The sequence below is a fragment of the Psychrobacter sp. UBA3480 genome, assembly GCF_002377945.1.
Taxonomy (GTDB): domain Bacteria; phylum Pseudomonadota; class Gammaproteobacteria; order Pseudomonadales; family Moraxellaceae; genus Psychrobacter.
The window spans coordinates 23,623-41,424 of record NZ_DFQV01000002.1; the positions used below are offsets into that span (position 1 = coordinate 23,623).

Sequence of the window (17,802 nt, forward strand, 5' to 3'; positions counted from 1 at the left end):
CATCAGCCGCGATAAGTAACCGTGATTTTTCTTCACTGTGTTTTCTCCAGAAAATAACCTTGCCACTCAGTTTAATGATTAAGCTCTATGGTTACATTAAGACAAGTCTATATATTGATAGTTTTGCTTAGACTGCTCTAGTTCCTCTAAATCTATATTTACTGTTACTATATCTGGCGACGAACCAAGTTTTTTGATAATTCGTCCTGTAGGAGAGACGATTAGGCTCTCTCCTACAAACTGACCGCCATGACCGACGCCGACACCATTGCAGGTAATCACAAAACATTGGTTCTCTATAGCCCGAGCTTGAGTCAATACATAGTGGGTATTTGCATAAGGAGACATATTGCCGTTTGGCATAAATATGATCTGTGCGCCTTTTTTTGCCAGTGCTCTTGAGCCTTCTGGAAACTCTAGCTCAACACAAATTTGAGCGCCGCAAACCACATCATCAATGCTAACCACTGACAAGTCTTCTCCACTGGTAAATACCCCAACATCATCAAGCCAAAGCTTTGACTTTCGGTGTTTATGAATGATTTTGCCGTTTTTTATAAAAGAACATGCGTTATAGAAAAGTTGATCCTGTTTGTCAATATGTCCAATAATGATGGTTAAATCTGTATTTTTGCTTGCTTCCAATATGCTGTGAAAGTGCTCTGTTGATTGATGATACAACGCTGCAATATTGTCTAGCGTCGGAAAGCCAGTCAAAGCAAGTTCTGGAAAAATCATAAAGCCATTACAAACTTGATGATCATGGATTGATTTTAATATCGCAGCAGCATTTACTGATACTTGATAATCGGTAATATCCATTTGATTGAGGATTATTTGCATAGGTCTTGCTCTTTATCGTAGGGGGTTGATACTTTCACAGTGTTTATGGTCGCAATTATAGGTAATACTCGTTAATGACGGTCTTTAGAAACACTTATTTAAAACACTTTTAAAGACATTGTGACTCTAACCAACGACTCAATTTAATGATGTCTGGTTGATTTGACTTTAAGTCATTATAAAAGAAATAGAAACTGTCGCCAGTGAGTAATTCATGCATTGGGATTTTGACAAGATTTTGCTGATGGGTTTGTTCTAGCATCATATAGTTGTCGGTAAGCGTAATACCTAAGTTATAACGTGCAGCCTGTGCGGCAAGCAGTACATGGCTAAATTGATTAATCTTTACCTCGTTTGGCAGCTCAAACCCGCCTGCTTTACACCATTTTAGCCAATCATTAGCTGTACCTTCACTTTTGTCAGAATATTTTACGGACAGTATAGGGTGTTGCCATAACGCCTCAGGCAATGGCTGATCCTTTATTTCTGCCCAAAGTTTTTGGCCACAGACAGGAAATAGCTTCTCAGCGAATAAAAGCTTGCTGACTACATTGCGTTTCGGTGGATTGACGGTAATAAAGCAATCCGAACACTGCTCGTTATAGTCGTCTTGGTCTGTCACCATATTTAAGGTCAGCTCAATCTCTGGGTGCTGTTCGCGGAAGTTTTCTAACCGAGGAATCAACCAATTGACAGCCACTGAACTATACAGTGCTAGGCGAATATGCCCAGGCTGGTCATTTCGAATGGCCTGACTGGTATTGGACAGAGCCGTCAGCGATTGATTTACTTCTGTGAAATAACGCTCGCCTATATCTGTTAAAGAAAGGGTTCGGCCCTGCCTATAAAACAACGCTTCACCAAGATATTCTTCAAGCGTTCGAACCTGATGACTCACGGCACTTTGCGTCACGTTGAGGCTTTCTGCTGCCTTAGAAAAACTATTAAGCCTTGCTACAGATTCAAAGCATTGTATGGCACGTAATGGAGGAAGTTTCATTATGAGTTCAACTAATAATAAACGTTTTTATATCATTATACGTCATGAGTATACGCGAATATACTATTTATCTGACCATTAGATTAAATGGCTTAATTTAAAATTTTATGTATTTTGAGATAGGTATAAGCATGATAATGCCGAAGATGAGTGTTGGGTTTGCAATGATACTATTGGTTGCAGGAAACATGATTGCCGTCCTTTCAGATGCGCTGATAAAAGAGTTACCAGATGGCGCAGTGGTCTATCAGTTTGTGCTATTGCGTCAGCTAACAGCCATCTTAATGCTGCTACCGTTTTGTTTATTTAACCAAAAAGCCAAGTTGATTAGTAATATAAAATGGCATTTTGTACGGGGTCATATTTGGTTATTTGGTGCGGTATTTATGGTGTTGTCCATTCAAGCGCTACCGCTGGCAACGGTGAATGCTATTTTTTATACCGCTCCTTTGATGATGTTACCGTTAGGATTTTTGTTTTATAAAGACAGACTTACAGCACCAAGCATCGTTGTGGCAATACTAGGTTTCATAGGTATTCTTGTCGTGGTAAAACCAACACAAATTAATATGGGTGCTATATTTGCGCTGATCGTGGCCTTAACCATGGCGACAAACAACCTACTAGTGCGTAAATTGCCTTCGAATCACACCGTTGCTCAGACCTTGTTTTTGACCAATTTAGTCGGAATGCCGTTGGGGCTTGGTTTGGCTATTTGGGAAAATGCCCCTTTGAGTTGGTACGCGCTATGGATAGCAGCAGGCTCAAATTTGTTTATTTTGATCTATGCGGGTATCTGCGTACTGGTCTACCGAGCGGTTGAAGCACATAAAATATCTAGTGCAGAATATACCGGTCTGTTAGGAGCAGTGGTTATCGGCATCGTATGGTTTGATGAAATACCTGATATCAGTCTTTTGATAGGTTCGGCTCTTATTGTCTTACCTTTAATTTGGCTCGCCACGCTTGAGTCTATTAAATATAAAAGAACAGCCTTATAGAGCTTTTAGATTGTATTTTTTTGGTCATCATGGATGATTGTCTCTATAAACGTGTTAAGACAAGAGTTTGATGTAGGTGAAGTGCATTATCTGCGGGTTTAGATGGTTGGGATACTCATCAACACGTTGATAGCCATTATTATCGTAGTACTGATAAGTACATAAAGTGTCTGTATGTAATGCATACGTGACTGCACCCTGTGCCACGAGATAAGTCTCAAATGCTTGATTCAACGTCGCTCCAATACGGTGGCGACGATAGTCTGGATCTACACAGAAGAACTGCAATTCGCTATCAAAATTGACTTTATTTCGTTTCGCACCAGCTGTCTCTTTTTTCTGTAAATCACTTAATACCTTTCGACCTTGATCAGATAAACGCAGCTTGTTTTCTATCTGATCAATAATGGGCTTATTATCGAATAATAAAGCTTTATGTGGATCTTCTTTAGTGACCCCTATCACCACACCGCAAATAATGTCACCATATTCTGCAACTTGTATAAAAGTAGCATGATGACAGTCTTTAGCTAGAAATAGGGTAGCCAGTTGCTTTAGAGCCCGCTTATCTGTGGCGCTAGTAAATACACTCAAATTCATATTGACGACAAAAAGGTCGACAATGGCTGTAAAGTCTTCAGGCGTAGCACGACGATATTATATTGTCATTAGTCACTCTCATTTATCATTAAAAGTGCTAGCGTATGCTGATTAACCAAGCATTCATACGCTAGCATTTTGAACTCGTATTTCGCTAATAGACTTATCAAATAATGATATTTTTATCTAATAGTCCGCATTTACCACTTCAGTTCACCTGTATTTACTTTACTGCCTATTTGTAAACTAGTATCCCCAGATAACGCGGGGTAAGCTACTTCCATGGTAGAAATTACTTTTTCTGACTGCTTAGAGTTTTGCTTTTTTGCCTCATCCAGTGCTTGCTCAAAGGTTTTTAGATAACTGAGAGTGAAATCAACAGCATAGTCTTTTTTGAGTAGGTTGCCCGAATAGTGACCTGGTATCACAAGGTTTGGCTTTAATTGCTTCATTTGTTCTAACGATTGCATCCAAGCGCTACGAGCTTCTTTAGTTTGGGTATCAGCAGTCCACACATGCATACCTGATGTTACCGACACACCGCCGAACACAGTTTTTGACTCTGGTACCCACATATATGCTTGATGAGTTCCCATCTCCTTGATTTCAATTTTGTGACCTTCTAAGGTCAGTGTAGACTGATCAAGTGTTTGCGGTACTGTGATCTTGGTAGGCGCATGTTTACCAAGGATTGGACCCCAATGCTTTAATTTTGCATCTTTAGTCGCCTCAATGTGTTCAATAATAGAAGGGCTAGACATAACCTTTACATCAGGGAAGGCCTTGACTAAAGGCTGAAGACCGAAATAGTAATCTGGATCGCCTGCCGTGATATAAATCATTTTAAGGTCTTTATTACTTTTTTTGATCATATCAACCAATGCTTCACCATCTTTGACACTAAACTGTGCATCGAACAAGATAGCATCTTTCTCGCCACTTGCCAGCACAGAGGTCACTGGGAAAATAGCATTTTGATCTGGTTTATATGCTTGCAGTTTTAGATCGGCTGCGTTTGTTTGGGTTGCGAGCAGTAGCACACTGGCCGCCATAGAAGCTGTCATTAATTTTTTCATAATCCACCTGTATTTTCATTTGAGTAAATAGACCGCGTTAAGGGCGGCATTCGTTGTTAGTAGCTATTCTATTCGATTGTATTTCGTTTAAATACGCTATAATTCGGTATTTACTGTTTCAGTTTTCGCGCAAATAAGGATAGATAAATGGATAGGCTGACCGCGTTACAGGTGTTTGTTACGATCGTTGAGCAAGGTAGCTTGAGCCGTGCCGCAGACAATTTAGACATGTCTAGAGCTAAGGTAACGCGCTATCTGACAGAGCTTGAGAGCTGGATGGATATGCGCTTATTACATCGCACAACCAGAAGTCTAAGCCTCACTGCACCTGGTGAGCAGACCCTTGAGGTAGCGTATCAGTTGCTTGGATTGACCGACTCGTTGGATCAGATACGCAATCAAAACACTTTGGAGCTAAAAGGTCAGCTGCGAATCACGGCCAGCTTTTCGCTGATTGATAGCCTTTTGATGGATGTGGTTGGTCGCTTTGTTTCTCACTGGCCGCAAACAGCGATTGATATTCTTACCACTGATGATTCGGTCAATTTAGTTGATGCCCGTATTGACTTGGCGATTCGTATCACCAATGACTTGGAACCAAATGTCGTTGCCAGACGTATCGGTGAGTGCCACTCTATCGTATGCGCTGCACCTGAGTATTTACAAAAGCGTGGCAGACCTGTAGATGTACAATCGCTTGTACATCACAACTGTCTATCGTTTGCGTATTTTGGACGGTCGGCATGGGTGTTTGACGGGCCAAATGGTCCAGAGTCTGTTCCTATCTCTGGCAATATCAGCGCCAATATCTCTGAAGTCTTGCTCTCTGCCACGTTGCGTGGACACGGGATCAGCTTACAGCCATCTGGCGCAGTCAAGTCTTTGATTGCATCTGGACAACTTATTGAGTTATTGCCTGAATGGAAACCCAAAACTTTGGGTGTTTATGTGGTTTATGCCAATCGAAAGCAGGTGACACCACTACAAAGAAAGTTTATTGATTTTCTCGCCGAAGAAATAAAGCGTTCGCCTTATTGGTAGCAAGAAACTCATAAACTAGGATATTAATAGATAGGAAATATCTTACGACGGCTCTAATGTTAACATTAGCCAATAGGTATTTATTACTACTATGATTGAGGATTAAAGGCGTAGATTATGCATAGTCTGATTACGCATAAAAGGAGGTATCGCTTCTATATATATATATATATGAACTAATACATAGTTTGATCATTAGCAGAATCTTTAGGTATTTGCTGGATAGAGTCCCAATGCTCAACAATTTTCCCACTATCATCAAATCGAAAGAAATCCATCGTCACGAACTCATCGATGGTTTTATCTTCGTTATGCCAGACTTGATGGGTATGCAATGAGACTAAGTCATCTTCAGCGATACAACGTACAAACTCAATTGACTTATTCGGATACTGTGCTTGCATCCGTTCAAAGTATTCAATAAATCCTGATTTACCATCGACTACGGCAGGATTGTGTTGAATATAATCATCGCCCACATAATCAGCGACGGCCTTTTGTGGATTACCCTCGTGAGCGGTCTGATAGAACGCGATAGCATTCTTTTTATTGTTTGCCAAATTCATCGTCGGCTCCAGTTATTATTTATGTTTATTTTAAAAGCAATACAGTAAATTAATAAGAAATATTATTAAAAAACGTCAGAAAATCTATAGCAGAAACTCAAACGGCCAATAGCAACGCTAAAATTATGCTTATTGACCATTTGATAATGTTTAGACTTCGCTTAGGGTCTGTTGAACATTCAAATATTAGGGCTGCTGATTGCTAAAATTGCACCAAATTAGGCGCAAGCCGACGATAATGTCGAGACCTTAACTAGGATTGCAACAACGTTCGGGGTGATTTTAGCATCAGCCTTTCAGGGCAGTACTATTTTCTGCCAATATATGGCGAAATTGTTTAACCTAGAATGACTAGGCGTCAAAAATTTCACTGCATATTGTCTAAAAAATAGTGACTGCCAGCACCACATTTGAATGATCAACAGACCCTAATGATTGCTTAAGCCTTAATAAAAATAGTCTCTTCACTCAAGCGTGATTTAGGTATTTTGGCATTAAAGTCATCATCGCTGCGGTAGCCAAACGATACCACTGCTACGGCAGAATATCCTTTGCTACGTAAGTCGAACTCTGTATCAAGCGCCTGTAAATCAACGCCTTCCATAGGGACGGTATCAATACCCAAAAGCGCGCTGCCCAATAGTACCCCGCCCATGTTGAGATATACCTGTTTGGCAAGCCAATGTGGCTCATCTTTGGTATCGAATCGATGCATATCTAAGAACAATTGGCGACCTTGATGCATCTGTGCTTTGAATTCTGACTGTGCATAACGACCATCTTGATCTTCTTTTTCAAGTACAGCCTGCAAGTAGTCATCATCCGCATGAATACGAGTACAGAAAACCACCACGTGTGAGGCATCTATGACTTTAGGTGTATTAAAATGAAAGGCACCTTGCGTGCTTTTGGCAATGCGTGCTTTGCCTGCGTCATCATCTGCAATGACAAAGTTCCATGGTTGAATATTGGTACTTGATGGACTCATTTGTAGCATGTCTTTGATCTGTTCAAAATCTTCAGCAGATATCTTTTTATTGGCATCAAATACTTTGGTGCTGTAACGCCAGTTTAGTGCTTCATTGATGGTTTTCATGATTGTCCTTAAGTAAAGTAAGTTTCAGTTTTTTAGTCAGCTGGTAATACAAACGGATTTAACAAACGGTTCTACTCAATCCTTATTCTTGCATAGATAAGTTGAATGATTAGCCCGTCCTAGCGATGACTCATAATAGTAAAGTTCATACATTAGAACCACTAGCTACAAGAGAAAACACTTTCAATATTATTTTGAGAATACGGCGTTTTTAATCTATCTAAAGGTTATTTATTAGCTATATTAGGACGTATAATGAAGGTGCTTTATCAATTGATAAATCCATTAAACGCATAAGCTCATCTTAAAACGGCGCGAAATTATCAGGCTGACTGTGCGTAGCAGTCCAACGTTGATTGGCATCAATATGACTATTAAGCCCAACTCCTTGTGGTACTTGCATATTATCGCCATACAGCCAAAGCACCATATTGGTACGTTTGCCACTAGTGATTGGATGTGCGGCGTGCGGCACCGAGCCTCTATGAATAATCGCCATGCCAGGTTTAAAGATGGCACGTTTGGTTTGCCCTAAATGGCGATCAACAAAGTCAACTTCTGATCCAGTAAAGTCTTCGCCTGGCAGATTTAGGTTAATATTCATAGTCACCGCTGAAGCATCGGTATGAAGTTGTAGCGATGTATCACCTGTCGGCTGGTATTGAATCGAGAACCCAAAGGTCTGAGTGTCATAGCCATAAATATTGGCAAATAACAACCGAGCGATAGGGCGCATATATTGATTCATGACTTTATGATAAAACGCCTGAAAATTAGGGGTGGCCAAATAGCCTAGCGAGCGCGCATCTAGCATGGCCCCATTACTGTTCAAGGCAATACCGTAAGGAGGACGTATGGGAATGTTAGCGTCTGCGATTGCTTGCAGATAATGGCGCAGCGTTGATAGTTGTGTTGGGTCAAAGAGTTGCCCCTGATATACGTCAGGTAGTATCTCTTGCCATAAATTTTTAACAGCCGTCTCCGTAGAAGGAGCGCGCCATGCTTGCGTCACTGCATCACGTAGAGTTGGATCAAATAATGAGTCATCAAGTACAGGCAAGTCCTGCTCAGTGGTTTCCCACTCTGCCCATGCTTGCTCTAATAACTGGCTGTTTTGATGCCAGAAATGCTCTACCGATGGTGCACGTCTAAGAATGTCTGATTTTGAAGGTAGTGGTAAGTTGCGTGCTTGCTGTAGTGCGCTCTGTTGATTATCTCCATCATGGTCGCTATGGTGTTGAGTATCCTGTGTGCTTGTAGGCCGTATTATAGTATCCATCGTGTATCTCCAAATGTGTGAGTAAACCTTATAGATGCATGCTACTATAATTAATGATTTTGATAATCAGCAGGTTTAGAGAAACAGTTTCAATAATTTTTATATAATAATGAGGCTAGCAGCAGCAAGCGATGGTGGTTGCTAAGTTAGACGCTAATTGAACGAAGGCATGACGATGAAAAATTTGCAGGATTTACGTATTTTTATTGAGACCGCTCGCTTAGGCAGCCTATCTGCCTGTGCTCGGCACTTAGATCTGTCGCCTGCAGTTGTGAGTGCAGCGGTCAAGCGATTAGAAGCCGAAATTGAGACGGTATTATTTGTTCGCTCTACTCGTAGGCTGCGTCTAACTAGCAAGGGTGAGCAGTACTTAAAGCATTGCCGAGATGCGGTGGCTATCTTAGACAATGCTTATGCAGGACTACATGACAATGATGCCGAGCTGACGGGTACCATTCGACTGTCGGCATCATCAGATTTGGGACGAAACCTAATTTTGCCTTGGCTGGACGATTTTATAGACATTCACCCAAAAGTGACGGTGCAGCTACATATGTCAGACAGCTATGTGGACTTGTACGGTCAGCAGATTGATTTGGCACTACGTTACGGCGCACCCAAAGATTCATCACTGGTTGCACTACCCATAGTGTTGAATAATCGCCCTATACTGTGTGCGTCAAAGGAGTATTTGAGCAAAATTGATAAGGATATCGGTATCCCAAAAATGCCGGAAGATTTGTCGCAGCATAATTGCTTACGTTTAGGGCATGATGAAAAATATTTGAGCGAGTGGACTTTTGAAAAAGAGGGCAAGACTAAACGTGTGGCCGTGGATGGCAATCGCAGAAGTAAAGACGGTGACGTTGTACGCCGCTGGGCAGTGGCGGGTAAAGGCATCGCATTAAAGTCTCAGTTAGATATAGCCGGCGATTTAAAGGCAGAGAGACTTGTCGAGGTAGAGTTGGACGGCTGGCAAGTGGCCAACTATCCGCTGTATTTGATTTGTCCAGAACGGCGCTTAATCGATCCATTGTTTAATGCGGTCAAAGAATACTTGATTGAACGAGTAGAGCAGGTGTTAAGGTAAAACGAGAACTAATGATTACCCTGTTTGATCAGTTGTAAGATAGTTAACATTTAAATTCTTTACATGAGGTATGTTTAATCAGACGAGCAAAACAACAATCCCTAGACAGTGGTTAATTAATGATTATTATGACTATTGCCATACCTTATCAAACACCGTAAACCAGTTTTTTGACGTCACCTTTTCAATAAGTTGATCAGAGAAATGGCGTTGCTGCATTCGCTCAATCAACATAGAGATTTGACTGATATCAAATAACTCATCAGGTAGGAGGCAACCATCGAAATCAGAGCCAAACCCAACGTGATCTTCGCCTAGATGGTCGATCAGATAATCAAGATGATCGACAATCACATCAAGCGAGGTTTGCGTATTACGTTGTCCATCTGCACGAAGAAACGCCACATCGAAATTCACTCCAACCAAACCATCGCTTTGTTTAATAGCAGCCAGCTGCTGATCAGTTAAGTTCCGTGCTTGCTGACATAGAGCGTGCGAATTGGAGTGTGTCGCAACAATAGGCTGGCAGGCAATCTCTAGCGTATCCCAAAAAGCACGCTCATTCATATGCGACACATCTATCAGCATATGCTTTTCACTGCACTTAAGAATGAGGTCTTTACCTTGAGTCGTGAGCCCAGATCCTGTATCGGGAGAATGCGGAAAAGACGCATTTAAGCCATCACCGAAGAGACTCTTTCTATTCCACAGTGGGCCAATGCTTCTGAGGCCTGCCTCATAAAACATATCAAGCAGGTCAGGCTGTATGGCTAAAAACTCAGCACCTTCCAAATGCAATACAATGGCCAGTTGCTTATTCTGCTGACAGGCTTGGATTTGTTTTAATGAGGTGCAGATCTGAATCTGACCGTCAGATCTTGCCTCTAGTTGCTGGGCTAGTTTCAATTGTGTGCAGCAGATATCGACGATTTCTTGCGGAGTAAAATCCGAATTTGAGGGGTCAGATAGTTTTTCAGGATGGTTGTTTTTCACATAAGCATAGGGTGGTAAAAATATAGAAAATAATCCGCCCATCCAGTTCGCGTCTTTGCAACGTTGTAAGTCCAAATGCCCTGGTAGCGTGCCATAAATAAAGTCATGTACCGGATCGGCAGCTGAACTTAGCCAAAGGCGGGTCAACAGATCGTTATGTCCATCAAATATGACAGGCTTAGTATTAGCATTCATATTTCACCTGTTACCATACGAGTAGGAATCAATTTGTCTTTATTCAGCTGTTTGTTACTCAGTGATTTAGAATTCTTTGGATTGCGAAAGCGCAACTCTTCAAAAGGTACAGGCGTCTCGCTGTTGATACGTGCCTCCTCAATCAGGTAGTGATAAGGCGATTTGTCACAGACAGGATCGGCGTTTTTGGCATCCCCAGTTAGCATAAACGCTTGGCAACGGCAGCCGCCATAATCGCGCTCTTTGTCTGGGCAGCTTTGACAGATGTCGGGCATCCAGTCATCACCGCGAAACTGATTGAAGCTCGTAGATTCATACCAAATGTCTGACAGTGGTGTATGTCGTACATTAGGAAACTGTATTGGCATTTGTCTGGCAGCATGGCAAGGTAGGGCTGTACCGTCTGGTGCCACTGTTAAGAAAATCTTGCCCCAGCCATCCATACAGGGCTTTGGACGTTCTTCGTAATAGTCTGGCACCACAAAAATAAGTTTGCATTTGATACCACGTTCTTCAATCTGCTTACGGTATTCATTGGTAATGCGTTCAGCTCGGATCACTTGCGCTTTGGTTGGTAGTAAACCCTCTATGTTCTCAAACGCCCAACCATAAAACTGACAAATAGCCAGCTCAACCGTGTCGGCTTTTAGCTCTAAGCAAAGATCAATAATCTGATCAATCTGATCAATGTTCTGCCGATGAATCACAAAGTTAAGTACCATCGGGTAATCGTACTGTTTGACCAGACGTGACATCTCATACTTTTGCTCAAAGGCATGTTTTGAACCTGCCAAGGCATCGTTGACCGTTGGATCACTGGCTTGAAAGCTAATTTGAATATGCTGAAGACCTGCTTCTTTTAAGCGCGCAATTCTAGCCTCAGTCAATCCCATACCTGACGTGATTAAATTGGTATAAAAACCTTGATTGTGTGCATAAGCGACCAGCTCCTCTAGGTCTTGACGAACCAGTGGTTCACCGCCAGAAAAACCAAGCTGCACCGCACCCATTTGCCGCGCCTGATCAAAGACATCAAACCATTCTTGCGTCGTTAGCTCATCTTTATACTGAGCATAGTCAATAGGGTTTGAGCAATAAGGGCATTGTAAGGGGCAGCGATAGGTTAGCTCAGCAAGCAGCCATAGCGGTAGCCCGACTGGCGCAGTCATACTAAGTCAATCCAATGTTCACGCTGGGCGACCAGCATATATTCGATGATGTCTTGCTCGATTTCGGGAATATCACCAAACATAGCTTGCACCTTTTGGATAATATCAGCAATGGACGCTTGACCATCAATATGTTGCCCAATGATGCTGGCACTGTCATTTAATTTGATCATACCTTCAGGGTAGAGCAAGACATACGCATTTTGCGCAGGCTCAAACTGAAAACGATAGCCGTGACGCCATACCGGTACGATGGATTGATCCAGCTCAGGTAAACTAGCAGGTATACTCATTTGAACAATCCTTTATGCCAGACATTGTCAGTGGTAACGCTTTGGTAAGGAGCTTGATTATGCACATAGGCTAGGCTCAAGGCATCCAAGATCGTCCATAAGATATCGAGCTTAAACTGCAATATCTCTAGCATACGCTCTTGTTGCTCGGCTGTTTTGAACGAGTCGAGTGTGATGGTCAGACCATGCTCAACATCGCGGCGAGCTTGACTCAAGCGCGAGCGGAAGTAAGTGTACCCTTGCTCCTTTATCCAAGGGTAGTGCTTGGGCCAGGACTCTAAACGCGACTGGTGAATCTGCGGAGCAAACAGCTCTGTCAGTGAGCTACTAGCGGCTTCTCGCCATGAGGTACGCCGTGCAAAGTTCACATAAGCATCGACGGCAAAACGTACACCTGGTAGGACTAGCTCTTCAGAGATCACCTGCTCACGGGTCAAACCAACCGCTTCTGCCAGACCGAGCCACGCTTCGCGACCACCCCCATCAGGATAGACGCCATCTTGATCAATCATGCGCTGGATCCACTCTTGACGCACGCGTTGATCAGGGCAGTTCGCCATGATTGCCGCGTCTTTTAGCGGGATATTGATTTGGTAATAAAATCGATTGGCGACCCACGCTTGGATTTGCTGCTGTGTCGCTTTGCCTTCATGCATCATGATATGAAAAGGATGGTAAATATGATAATACTGACCCTTAGCCATAATCGCTTGTTCAAACGCTTCTGGGCTTAGCGCTGTGTTTTCTTCTTGCATTGTTCTCACCTTACGATTGCTATCTTTGCCTTACCGTTTGTCTTAAAGCTCAATCTGCATACCATCAAATGCTACTTCAACACCATGTTGTTTTAATGTCGCAGCCTGTTCAGACTGTTCATTCAATATCGGGTTGGTGTTATTGATATGGATCAGCACCTTACGAGCGTTATCGAGCTGATCTAGATAATGCAGCGAGCCATCTTCACCACTAATATGTAAATGCCCCATGTCTTGGCCGGTCTTCGTACCGACGCCGCATTCTTGCATTTCATTGTCAGTCCAGAGCGTACCGTCAATCATTACGCAATCAGAGCTTTTCATAATCTGCATCACTTGCTCGTCAATTTTACCGAGACCTGGCGCATAAAATAGTTGTTTTTGTGTTTTTAAGTCTTTTACAATCAGGGCAATATTGTCGCCATCATGCGGGTCGTTGCGGTGCGGAGAGTAGGGCGGTGCAGAGCTTCTAATCACTAAAGGCGTCAATTCTAAATTGTCAAATCTTTCAATCTTAAACGTCTTTTCTGGATCAATTTGATTATATTGCAAGCCGCCATTCCAGTGCTTTAACATATTAAAGAGAGGAAATCCTGTTGTTAGATCTTGATAGACCATGTCAGTACACCAAACAGGAATTGGACAACCTTCACGCAGGGTCAATAGCCCCGTCGTATGGTCAAGTTGACTGTCCATTAAGACTACATTGGTGATACCTGTATCTCTCAATTGAAGTGCTGGCTGTGCCGCCTTGAACTCAAATAATTGTTGGCGGATATCAGGGGATGCGTTGAATAAGATCCAATCCACACCATTTTCTGATATGGCTATCGAAGATTGGGTGCGGGTTTTTGCCTGAATCGTGCCTTGACGCACACCGTGGCAATTATCGCAGTTACAGTTCCACTGCGGGAAACCGCCACCAGCAGCTGAGCCTAAAACGTGAATATACATAAATCAATATTTCCAAAAAAATAAAAGCCCTAATCATCTAGGGCTTTTAATGGATTGAGTGCTAATAAGTTTTAGCGTGCTTCGAAATACATAGTCACTTCGAAACCGATACGAATGTCTTGAAAAGCTGGTTTGGTCCACTGCATGGGATTACTCCGGAACGATCTTACTATTTAAGAAGTAAGATTAATAAAGTGAATGAGTGATAAAGGGTAGTATAAGCTGCCCCCCGCTGTCAATTTCTTAGATGTTAGTAAAGCGTTAACGGGCATCGTTCAAGCAGTCTTTTATAGCACAAATGCAAGCCGATTTATCATACCGAAAAGACAGTATATCGAGCATAAGATTAAAAATATCTTTGAATAGTTTGAGTATAAATTCTAACTATAAAAAATCTGCTCGAAGTGAGTTAAGCGTATTTCGAGAACTTATGAGTTATACAGATATATTGCAAAAACCGAATTTATCTATAAAGTAATAGATTAACTTGATAGATACTGGAGCCTGAAGATGATTGCTGAATTACAAGGCAGTGAGTTAACCAAAGCAATCTTGGAAAATGTCAGCAACTATGTATGGTGTGCTGTCAGCAACGTTAGCGATGATTATGCTGTAGCAACCATAGATAATGGTTACTACGAATTATTGGTTCCTATTGTAGCCTTTAATAACGACCAGTTCGTTTGTGATAAAGGTGATCTATGGGAGTACGCTGTCTCAGTAAAGAGAGTGGCACTTACTCATGATGATGTAGGGCTATAACTCATTATCAATATAATGACTGTTGCGTTCTACATACAGATTAGTTTTACAGCCTATGCATGAAAATCTACCATCTGTCTACAACTTCTTGTTCTAGCTGACAATACATCTGTACTATCTATTTATAAGCTCATCTGTCTAACCATCAATATTTTGCAACGATAGATAAAACAGGTTCGAAGATGCTCAAGTGATTGCTGTTACAAAACCGCTTGTTTAGCTTACTAATCATTGTCATTGAATAGGAGTAACAACATGGATACGGTAATTGTTGGAAGCGAATTGACTCGTTCAATGCTTGAGGACGGTCATAAAAATATATGGTGTGCTGTAAGTGATGAGAGTGATGAGAATGCTCTAGAAGATCAGGTAGGTAATGACTTCACATCTCGCATTGTGGCTTTTGAAGATGGCCAGTTCTATTGTACGGGCGGTATGCCTTGGAAGTATGCAGTGCCAATTGAAATAATTGCATTGACGCGATATGACTTTTCTCTTTAGTGAACAACATAACTTAGATAGGTTTGAATAGTTATCGCCGAAAGTAAATCCTAATATTAAGATATTTAGTTAGATAAAATGCGCGACTGACAAGGCCATTCAAGCGATGCAATATACAGCTTGAATGGCCTTTTGTGTTTTAGAGCCATTTTGAAAGCTATTTATTATTTTAAAAATTCAGGGCGCATAAAGGCTGGGTTTGGATATGTATAAAATCCTTCACCAGTCGCGAATCCTAGTTTGTTTTGATCGATTAATTGCTCTTTTAAATATTGAGCAGCCTTGAATCTCACAGGATTTTGAGTTTTTTCAGCAGATAGTTTTGTGATGTTGTAGGCAGTGTTGATACCGATAGTGTCCAATATGGCAAAGGGGCCTGACGGCGCGCCAGTTACTATCATCCACGTTTTATCTATCGTATGTGGATCGGCAACCTCTTTTGCAACCAATTGCAAAGCTGCATCTATAAAAGGCGCCAACAAACTGTTCATGATATAGCCGGGTTGCTCTTTATCCAGCGGCATTGCCACCATACCGATGGCAGTAGCAAAAGCAACAACCTCATCAAATACGTTAGGATCTGTGCCAGGATGTCCCATGATTTCGGCGACATTATGCATCCAAATTTTATTGGCAAAGTGTAGCGCTAAAAACTGCGCAGGTCGTCCTGTTGATTCTGCAAACTGACTAGGAAGTAAGGTTGAGGTATTGGTCGCAAAGATGGTTTTCTCTGGCGCTAGTTTGGCAAGTTTTTCATAAAATTCGATTTTAATTTCAGGAATTTCGGGTATGGCCTCAATCATTAGGTCAGCATCTTTGACTGCTTCTGCTAAGTCTGAGGTGTAGCTGAGATTATCAAAAGCCTTATCCAACTGCTCTTGAGTTGCCCTCAAATCCTTTCGAAAAGCTTTACACATCAATTGAAATTTTGATTTTGCTTTTTCTAAAACCTCATCATTGATGTCATAGACACTAACATTAAAACCATGAAATGCGGCCTGAAAAGCAATTTGATAGCCTAGGATGCCGCTTCCAGCGACAGTTACATTTTTATACGTCATTGTATTTATTTCCTAATAGTAGTGGATATAAGTTGCTAGATAAATGTCTAGAACTTATAGATCTATTATTAGATGGTTTTACCTTATTATTCAACCTTCATTTTTATAAAAACATTAAAGAAAACCCAAAAATATCGCTATGCAAGTATCAAATAATTTCATACTACTTGACTTATTATATTATTAAATAATTCAATAACTTGCTGACTGTATTGCTAGCTTCATACCTAATGATTTTATGATAACTGAAGGCTAATTTAATATCATAACGACATTTTTAATGACTGTTGATGTCAAAATATTGTCGACGAGATTGTAAAGGAGGATATAAGCAGTGATGTAGGAATACTCAACAGACTCTAGGGCGTGTCCTCAATTCAATCGATAGTCATCTAAATGGGTTAAAAATAGCTAAATCTTGCCAAACGGCGTCAAATAGCTGACTAATATCTCGATATTATCTTCGCTATTTTCCTTGTTTGACTGCAATTTATCTCATTTTTATCATCATTTTTAAAATGAGGACACGCCCTAGTACGTTCTAAAAATATCAGTAGACGCGATAACCTGTTCCCTAAACCACTGATGCTTAGGGTCTTTTTGATATTTTTTGTGCCACAGCATCCGCATGGTAATCGGTGTGGGTTGATAAGGTAATGCCACGCTGTCTAGATGTTCAAATCCCAATGTATTCAATTTACTGGGGACAATCGCTATTAATTCTGACCCTTTAACGAACGTTGCCATCGTCGCAAAACTATTGGTGCGTATGACGGTATTGGCATCTATCGCTTGGATAATACGTTTATCCGTTTGACTGGCAGACGCGCCTTTGGTAAAGCTTAGCCCCACGTAGCGAGCGTTATCAAAATCTTGCTCGGTTACTGGAGGTGAGCGGTACGCAGGATCGTAATAACACCGTGCCACGTCGTCAAATAAGCGTACGCTCATAATGTCATTGTGATCAGGGGCAAAGGGGGAAAAAGCCACATCAACATTATGTTGCCGAAGTTGCTCAATATTAGGCTTGCGAGAAGGCAATATATTTAAGCGAAATGAGGCCACTTGTGCGCTAATTTGTTGCATTGCCTGTGTTAAAAACACACCCACCTGATAATCATTTGCCAAAATCGTGTAATCAAAATGAGCCAGCTTTGGCTTAAACTCTTGGGTCTGCGTTAACTCATCTAGTCGAACCAACAACGGTTTAATTTCTTGATATAAATATTCGCTTTTTTGGGTCGGCATCACGCTTCTACCCGAACGCACAAACAACTCATCGTCAAATATTAGCCTTAGTTTTTCCAAACTATGGCTAATGGTCGATTGTGTCAGATCCAGTTGTTCGGCAGTTTTAGTCACTGTGCCGACCTCGTGCAAGGTGGTGAATACCAACAAGTGCTGTCCGCTTAACGCTAAATAATCGAAATCTTTCATAATAAGTATGAACAAACCTCTGTTTTTATTCATGAGTTGGTAGCATATGATGGTTGTCATCGGGTTGCAAGAATTTAATATTCCAAAAAC

General features: G+C 41.5%; 20 protein-coding genes. 5 read left to right on the top strand and 15 right to left on the bottom strand.

The window, feature by feature from the left end:
* Nucleotides 1–96: 96 nt before the first annotated feature.
* Nucleotides 97–843 (bottom strand): carbon-nitrogen hydrolase family protein, encoded by a 747-nt coding sequence (locus B2863_RS00595; RefSeq protein ID WP_296206794.1) that lies wholly within the window; start codon nucleotides 841–843, stop codon nucleotides 97–99.
* A gap of 109 nt (nucleotides 844–952) precedes the next feature.
* A complete protein-coding gene (locus B2863_RS00600) occupies nucleotides 953–1,843 on the bottom strand; it encodes a LysR family transcriptional regulator (RefSeq protein WP_296206795.1) in 891 nt (296 codons plus the stop codon).
* Between the two features lie 131 nt (nucleotides 1,844–1,974).
* Between B2863_RS00600 and B2863_RS00605 the strand changes: the two genes are divergently transcribed.
* Nucleotides 1,975–2,844 (top strand): DMT family transporter, encoded by an 870-nt coding sequence (locus B2863_RS00605; protein ID WP_296206796.1) that lies wholly within the window; start codon nucleotides 1,975–1,977, stop codon nucleotides 2,842–2,844.
* A 54-nt stretch (nucleotides 2,845–2,898) separates the two neighbouring features.
* Here B2863_RS00605 and B2863_RS00610 read toward each other — a convergent pair whose 3' ends face one another.
* On the bottom strand, nucleotides 2,899–3,444 hold the full coding sequence (locus B2863_RS00610; protein ID WP_296206797.1) for a GNAT family N-acetyltransferase: 546 nt from the start codon (nucleotides 3,442–3,444) through the stop codon (nucleotides 2,899–2,901).
* Between the two features lie 200 nt (nucleotides 3,445–3,644).
* On the bottom strand, nucleotides 3,645–4,520 hold the full coding sequence (locus tag B2863_RS00615; RefSeq protein ID WP_296206798.1) for an MBL fold metallo-hydrolase: 876 nt from the start codon (nucleotides 4,518–4,520) through the stop codon (nucleotides 3,645–3,647).
* A gap of 147 nt (nucleotides 4,521–4,667) precedes the next feature.
* Here B2863_RS00615 and B2863_RS00620 point away from each other — a divergent pair, with 147 nt between their 5' ends.
* Complete coding sequence (locus B2863_RS00620) at nucleotides 4,668–5,561, top strand: LysR family transcriptional regulator (RefSeq protein WP_296206799.1); 894 nt, start codon at nucleotides 4,668–4,670, stop codon at nucleotides 5,559–5,561.
* A 176-nt stretch (nucleotides 5,562–5,737) separates the two neighbouring features.
* Here B2863_RS00620 and B2863_RS00625 read toward each other — a convergent pair whose 3' ends face one another.
* The 3 genes from B2863_RS00625 to B2863_RS00635 form a co-directional block, all read right to left on the bottom strand.
* Nucleotides 5,738–6,127 (bottom strand): nuclear transport factor 2 family protein, encoded by a 390-nt coding sequence (locus B2863_RS00625; RefSeq protein WP_296206800.1) that lies wholly within the window; start codon nucleotides 6,125–6,127, stop codon nucleotides 5,738–5,740.
* Between the two features lie 439 nt (nucleotides 6,128–6,566).
* On the bottom strand, nucleotides 6,567–7,223 hold the full coding sequence (nfsB, locus tag B2863_RS00630; RefSeq protein WP_296206801.1) for an oxygen-insensitive NAD(P)H nitroreductase: 657 nt from the start codon (nucleotides 7,221–7,223) through the stop codon (nucleotides 6,567–6,569).
* 304 nt (nucleotides 7,224–7,527) lie between these two features.
* Nucleotides 7,528–8,502, bottom strand: a complete 975-nt coding sequence (locus B2863_RS00635; protein ID WP_296206802.1) for a hypothetical protein — start codon at nucleotides 8,500–8,502, stop codon at nucleotides 7,528–7,530.
* Between the two features lie 175 nt (nucleotides 8,503–8,677).
* On the opposite strand from B2863_RS00635, the gene B2863_RS00640 reads away from it, so the two are divergent.
* The gene (locus B2863_RS00640; protein ID WP_296206803.1) at nucleotides 8,678–9,592 is read left to right on the top strand and encodes a LysR family transcriptional regulator; all 915 of its coding nucleotides are present in this window, start codon (nucleotides 8,678–8,680) and stop codon (nucleotides 9,590–9,592) included.
* 132 nt (nucleotides 9,593–9,724) lie between these two features.
* On the opposite strand, the gene B2863_RS00645 is transcribed toward B2863_RS00640, so the two are convergent.
* The 6 genes from B2863_RS00645 to pqqA form a co-directional block, all read right to left on the bottom strand.
* Nucleotides 9,725–10,780 (bottom strand): dipeptidase, encoded by a 1,056-nt coding sequence (locus tag B2863_RS00645; RefSeq protein ID WP_296206804.1) that lies wholly within the window; start codon nucleotides 10,778–10,780, stop codon nucleotides 9,725–9,727.
* Complete coding sequence (gene pqqE, locus B2863_RS00650; protein WP_296206805.1) at nucleotides 10,777–11,949, bottom strand: pyrroloquinoline quinone biosynthesis protein PqqE; 1,173 nt, start codon at nucleotides 11,947–11,949, stop codon at nucleotides 10,777–10,779. Before pqqE ends, B2863_RS00645 begins: the two co-directional genes overlap by 4 nt.
* Nucleotides 11,946–12,242, bottom strand: a complete 297-nt coding sequence (pqqD, locus tag B2863_RS00655) for a pyrroloquinoline quinone biosynthesis peptide chaperone PqqD (protein WP_057760106.1) — start codon at nucleotides 12,240–12,242, stop codon at nucleotides 11,946–11,948. Before pqqD ends, pqqE begins: the two co-directional genes overlap by 4 nt.
* On the bottom strand, nucleotides 12,239–12,997 hold the full coding sequence (pqqC, locus tag B2863_RS00660; RefSeq protein WP_102078380.1) for a pyrroloquinoline-quinone synthase PqqC: 759 nt from the start codon (nucleotides 12,995–12,997) through the stop codon (nucleotides 12,239–12,241). The genes pqqD and pqqC overlap by 4 nt, the downstream gene beginning before the upstream one ends.
* Before the next feature lie 42 nt (nucleotides 12,998–13,039).
* Nucleotides 13,040–13,951 (bottom strand): pyrroloquinoline quinone biosynthesis protein PqqB, encoded by a 912-nt coding sequence (pqqB, locus tag B2863_RS00665; RefSeq protein ID WP_296206806.1) that lies wholly within the window; start codon nucleotides 13,949–13,951, stop codon nucleotides 13,040–13,042.
* A gap of 71 nt (nucleotides 13,952–14,022) precedes the next feature.
* Nucleotides 14,023–14,097, bottom strand: coding sequence for a pyrroloquinoline quinone precursor peptide PqqA (gene pqqA / locus B2863_RS00670; protein WP_082894360.1), 75 nt, complete (start codon nucleotides 14,095–14,097; stop codon nucleotides 14,023–14,025).
* A 364-nt stretch (nucleotides 14,098–14,461) separates the two neighbouring features.
* On the opposite strand from pqqA, the gene B2863_RS00675 reads away from it, so the two are divergent.
* Together B2863_RS00675 and B2863_RS00680 are read left to right on the top strand one after the other, a co-directional pair.
* Complete coding sequence (locus B2863_RS00675; RefSeq protein ID WP_201569055.1) at nucleotides 14,462–14,713, top strand: hypothetical protein; 252 nt, start codon at nucleotides 14,462–14,464, stop codon at nucleotides 14,711–14,713.
* A 255-nt stretch (nucleotides 14,714–14,968) separates the two neighbouring features.
* Nucleotides 14,969–15,214 carry a hypothetical protein gene (locus B2863_RS00680; protein WP_057760113.1) on the top strand — a complete coding sequence of 82 codons (246 nt, stop codon included), beginning with the start codon at nucleotides 14,969–14,971 and terminating at the stop codon, nucleotides 15,212–15,214.
* A gap of 164 nt (nucleotides 15,215–15,378) precedes the next feature.
* Here the strand turns inward: B2863_RS00680 and B2863_RS00685 are convergent, their stop codons facing one another.
* A complete protein-coding gene (locus tag B2863_RS00685) occupies nucleotides 15,379–16,275 on the bottom strand; it encodes a 3-hydroxyacyl-CoA dehydrogenase (RefSeq protein WP_101205846.1) in 897 nt (298 codons plus the stop codon).
* Nucleotides 16,276–16,806: 531 nt separating this feature from the next.
* A complete protein-coding gene (locus tag B2863_RS00690; protein WP_296206807.1) occupies nucleotides 16,807–17,745 on the bottom strand; it encodes a LysR family transcriptional regulator in 939 nt (312 codons plus the stop codon).
* Nucleotides 17,746–17,802: the final 57 nt, after the last annotated feature.

Bases quoted from the DNA above. Each gene is read 5' to 3' on its own strand.
- B2863_RS00595 (WP_296206794.1), bottom strand. From the start codon at position 843: ATGCAAATAATCCTCAATCAAATGGATATTACCGATTATCAAGTATCA.
- B2863_RS00600 (WP_296206795.1), bottom strand. From the start codon at position 1,843: ATGAAACTTCCTCCATTACGTGCCATACAATGCTTTGAATCTGTAGCA.
- B2863_RS00605 (WP_296206796.1), top strand. From the start codon at position 1,975: ATGATAATGCCGAAGATGAGTGTTGGGTTTGCAATGATACTATTGGTT.
- B2863_RS00610 (WP_296206797.1), bottom strand. From the start codon at position 3,444: ATGAATTTGAGTGTATTTACTAGCGCCACAGATAAGCGGGCTCTAAAG.
- B2863_RS00615 (WP_296206798.1), bottom strand. From the start codon at position 4,520: ATGAAAAAATTAATGACAGCTTCTATGGCGGCCAGTGTGCTACTGCTC.
- B2863_RS00620 (WP_296206799.1), top strand. From the start codon at position 4,668: ATGGATAGGCTGACCGCGTTACAGGTGTTTGTTACGATCGTTGAGCAA.
- B2863_RS00625 (WP_296206800.1), bottom strand. From the start codon at position 6,127: ATGAATTTGGCAAACAATAAAAAGAATGCTATCGCGTTCTATCAGACC.
- nfsB (WP_296206801.1), bottom strand. From the start codon at position 7,223: ATGAAAACCATCAATGAAGCACTAAACTGGCGTTACAGCACCAAAGTA.
- B2863_RS00635 (WP_296206802.1), bottom strand. From the start codon at position 8,502: ATGGATACTATAATACGGCCTACAAGCACACAGGATACTCAACACCAT.
- B2863_RS00640 (WP_296206803.1), top strand. From the start codon at position 8,678: ATGAAAAATTTGCAGGATTTACGTATTTTTATTGAGACCGCTCGCTTA.
- B2863_RS00645 (WP_296206804.1), bottom strand. From the start codon at position 10,780: ATGAATGCTAATACTAAGCCTGTCATATTTGATGGACATAACGATCTG.
- pqqE (WP_296206805.1), bottom strand. From the start codon at position 11,949: ATGACTGCGCCAGTCGGGCTACCGCTATGGCTGCTTGCTGAGCTAACC.
- pqqD (WP_057760106.1), bottom strand. From the start codon at position 12,242: ATGAGTATACCTGCTAGTTTACCTGAGCTGGATCAATCCATCGTACCG.
- pqqC (WP_102078380.1), bottom strand. From the start codon at position 12,997: ATGCAAGAAGAAAACACAGCGCTAAGCCCAGAAGCGTTTGAACAAGCG.
- pqqB (WP_296206806.1), bottom strand. From the start codon at position 13,951: ATGTATATTCACGTTTTAGGCTCAGCTGCTGGTGGCGGTTTCCCGCAG.
- B2863_RS00675 (WP_201569055.1), top strand. From the start codon at position 14,462: ATGATTGCTGAATTACAAGGCAGTGAGTTAACCAAAGCAATCTTGGAA.
- B2863_RS00680 (WP_057760113.1), top strand. From the start codon at position 14,969: ATGGATACGGTAATTGTTGGAAGCGAATTGACTCGTTCAATGCTTGAG.
- B2863_RS00685 (WP_101205846.1), bottom strand. From the start codon at position 16,275: ATGACGTATAAAAATGTAACTGTCGCTGGAAGCGGCATCCTAGGCTAT.
- B2863_RS00690 (WP_296206807.1), bottom strand. From the start codon at position 17,745: ATGAATAAAAACAGAGGTTTGTTCATACTTATTATGAAAGATTTCGAT.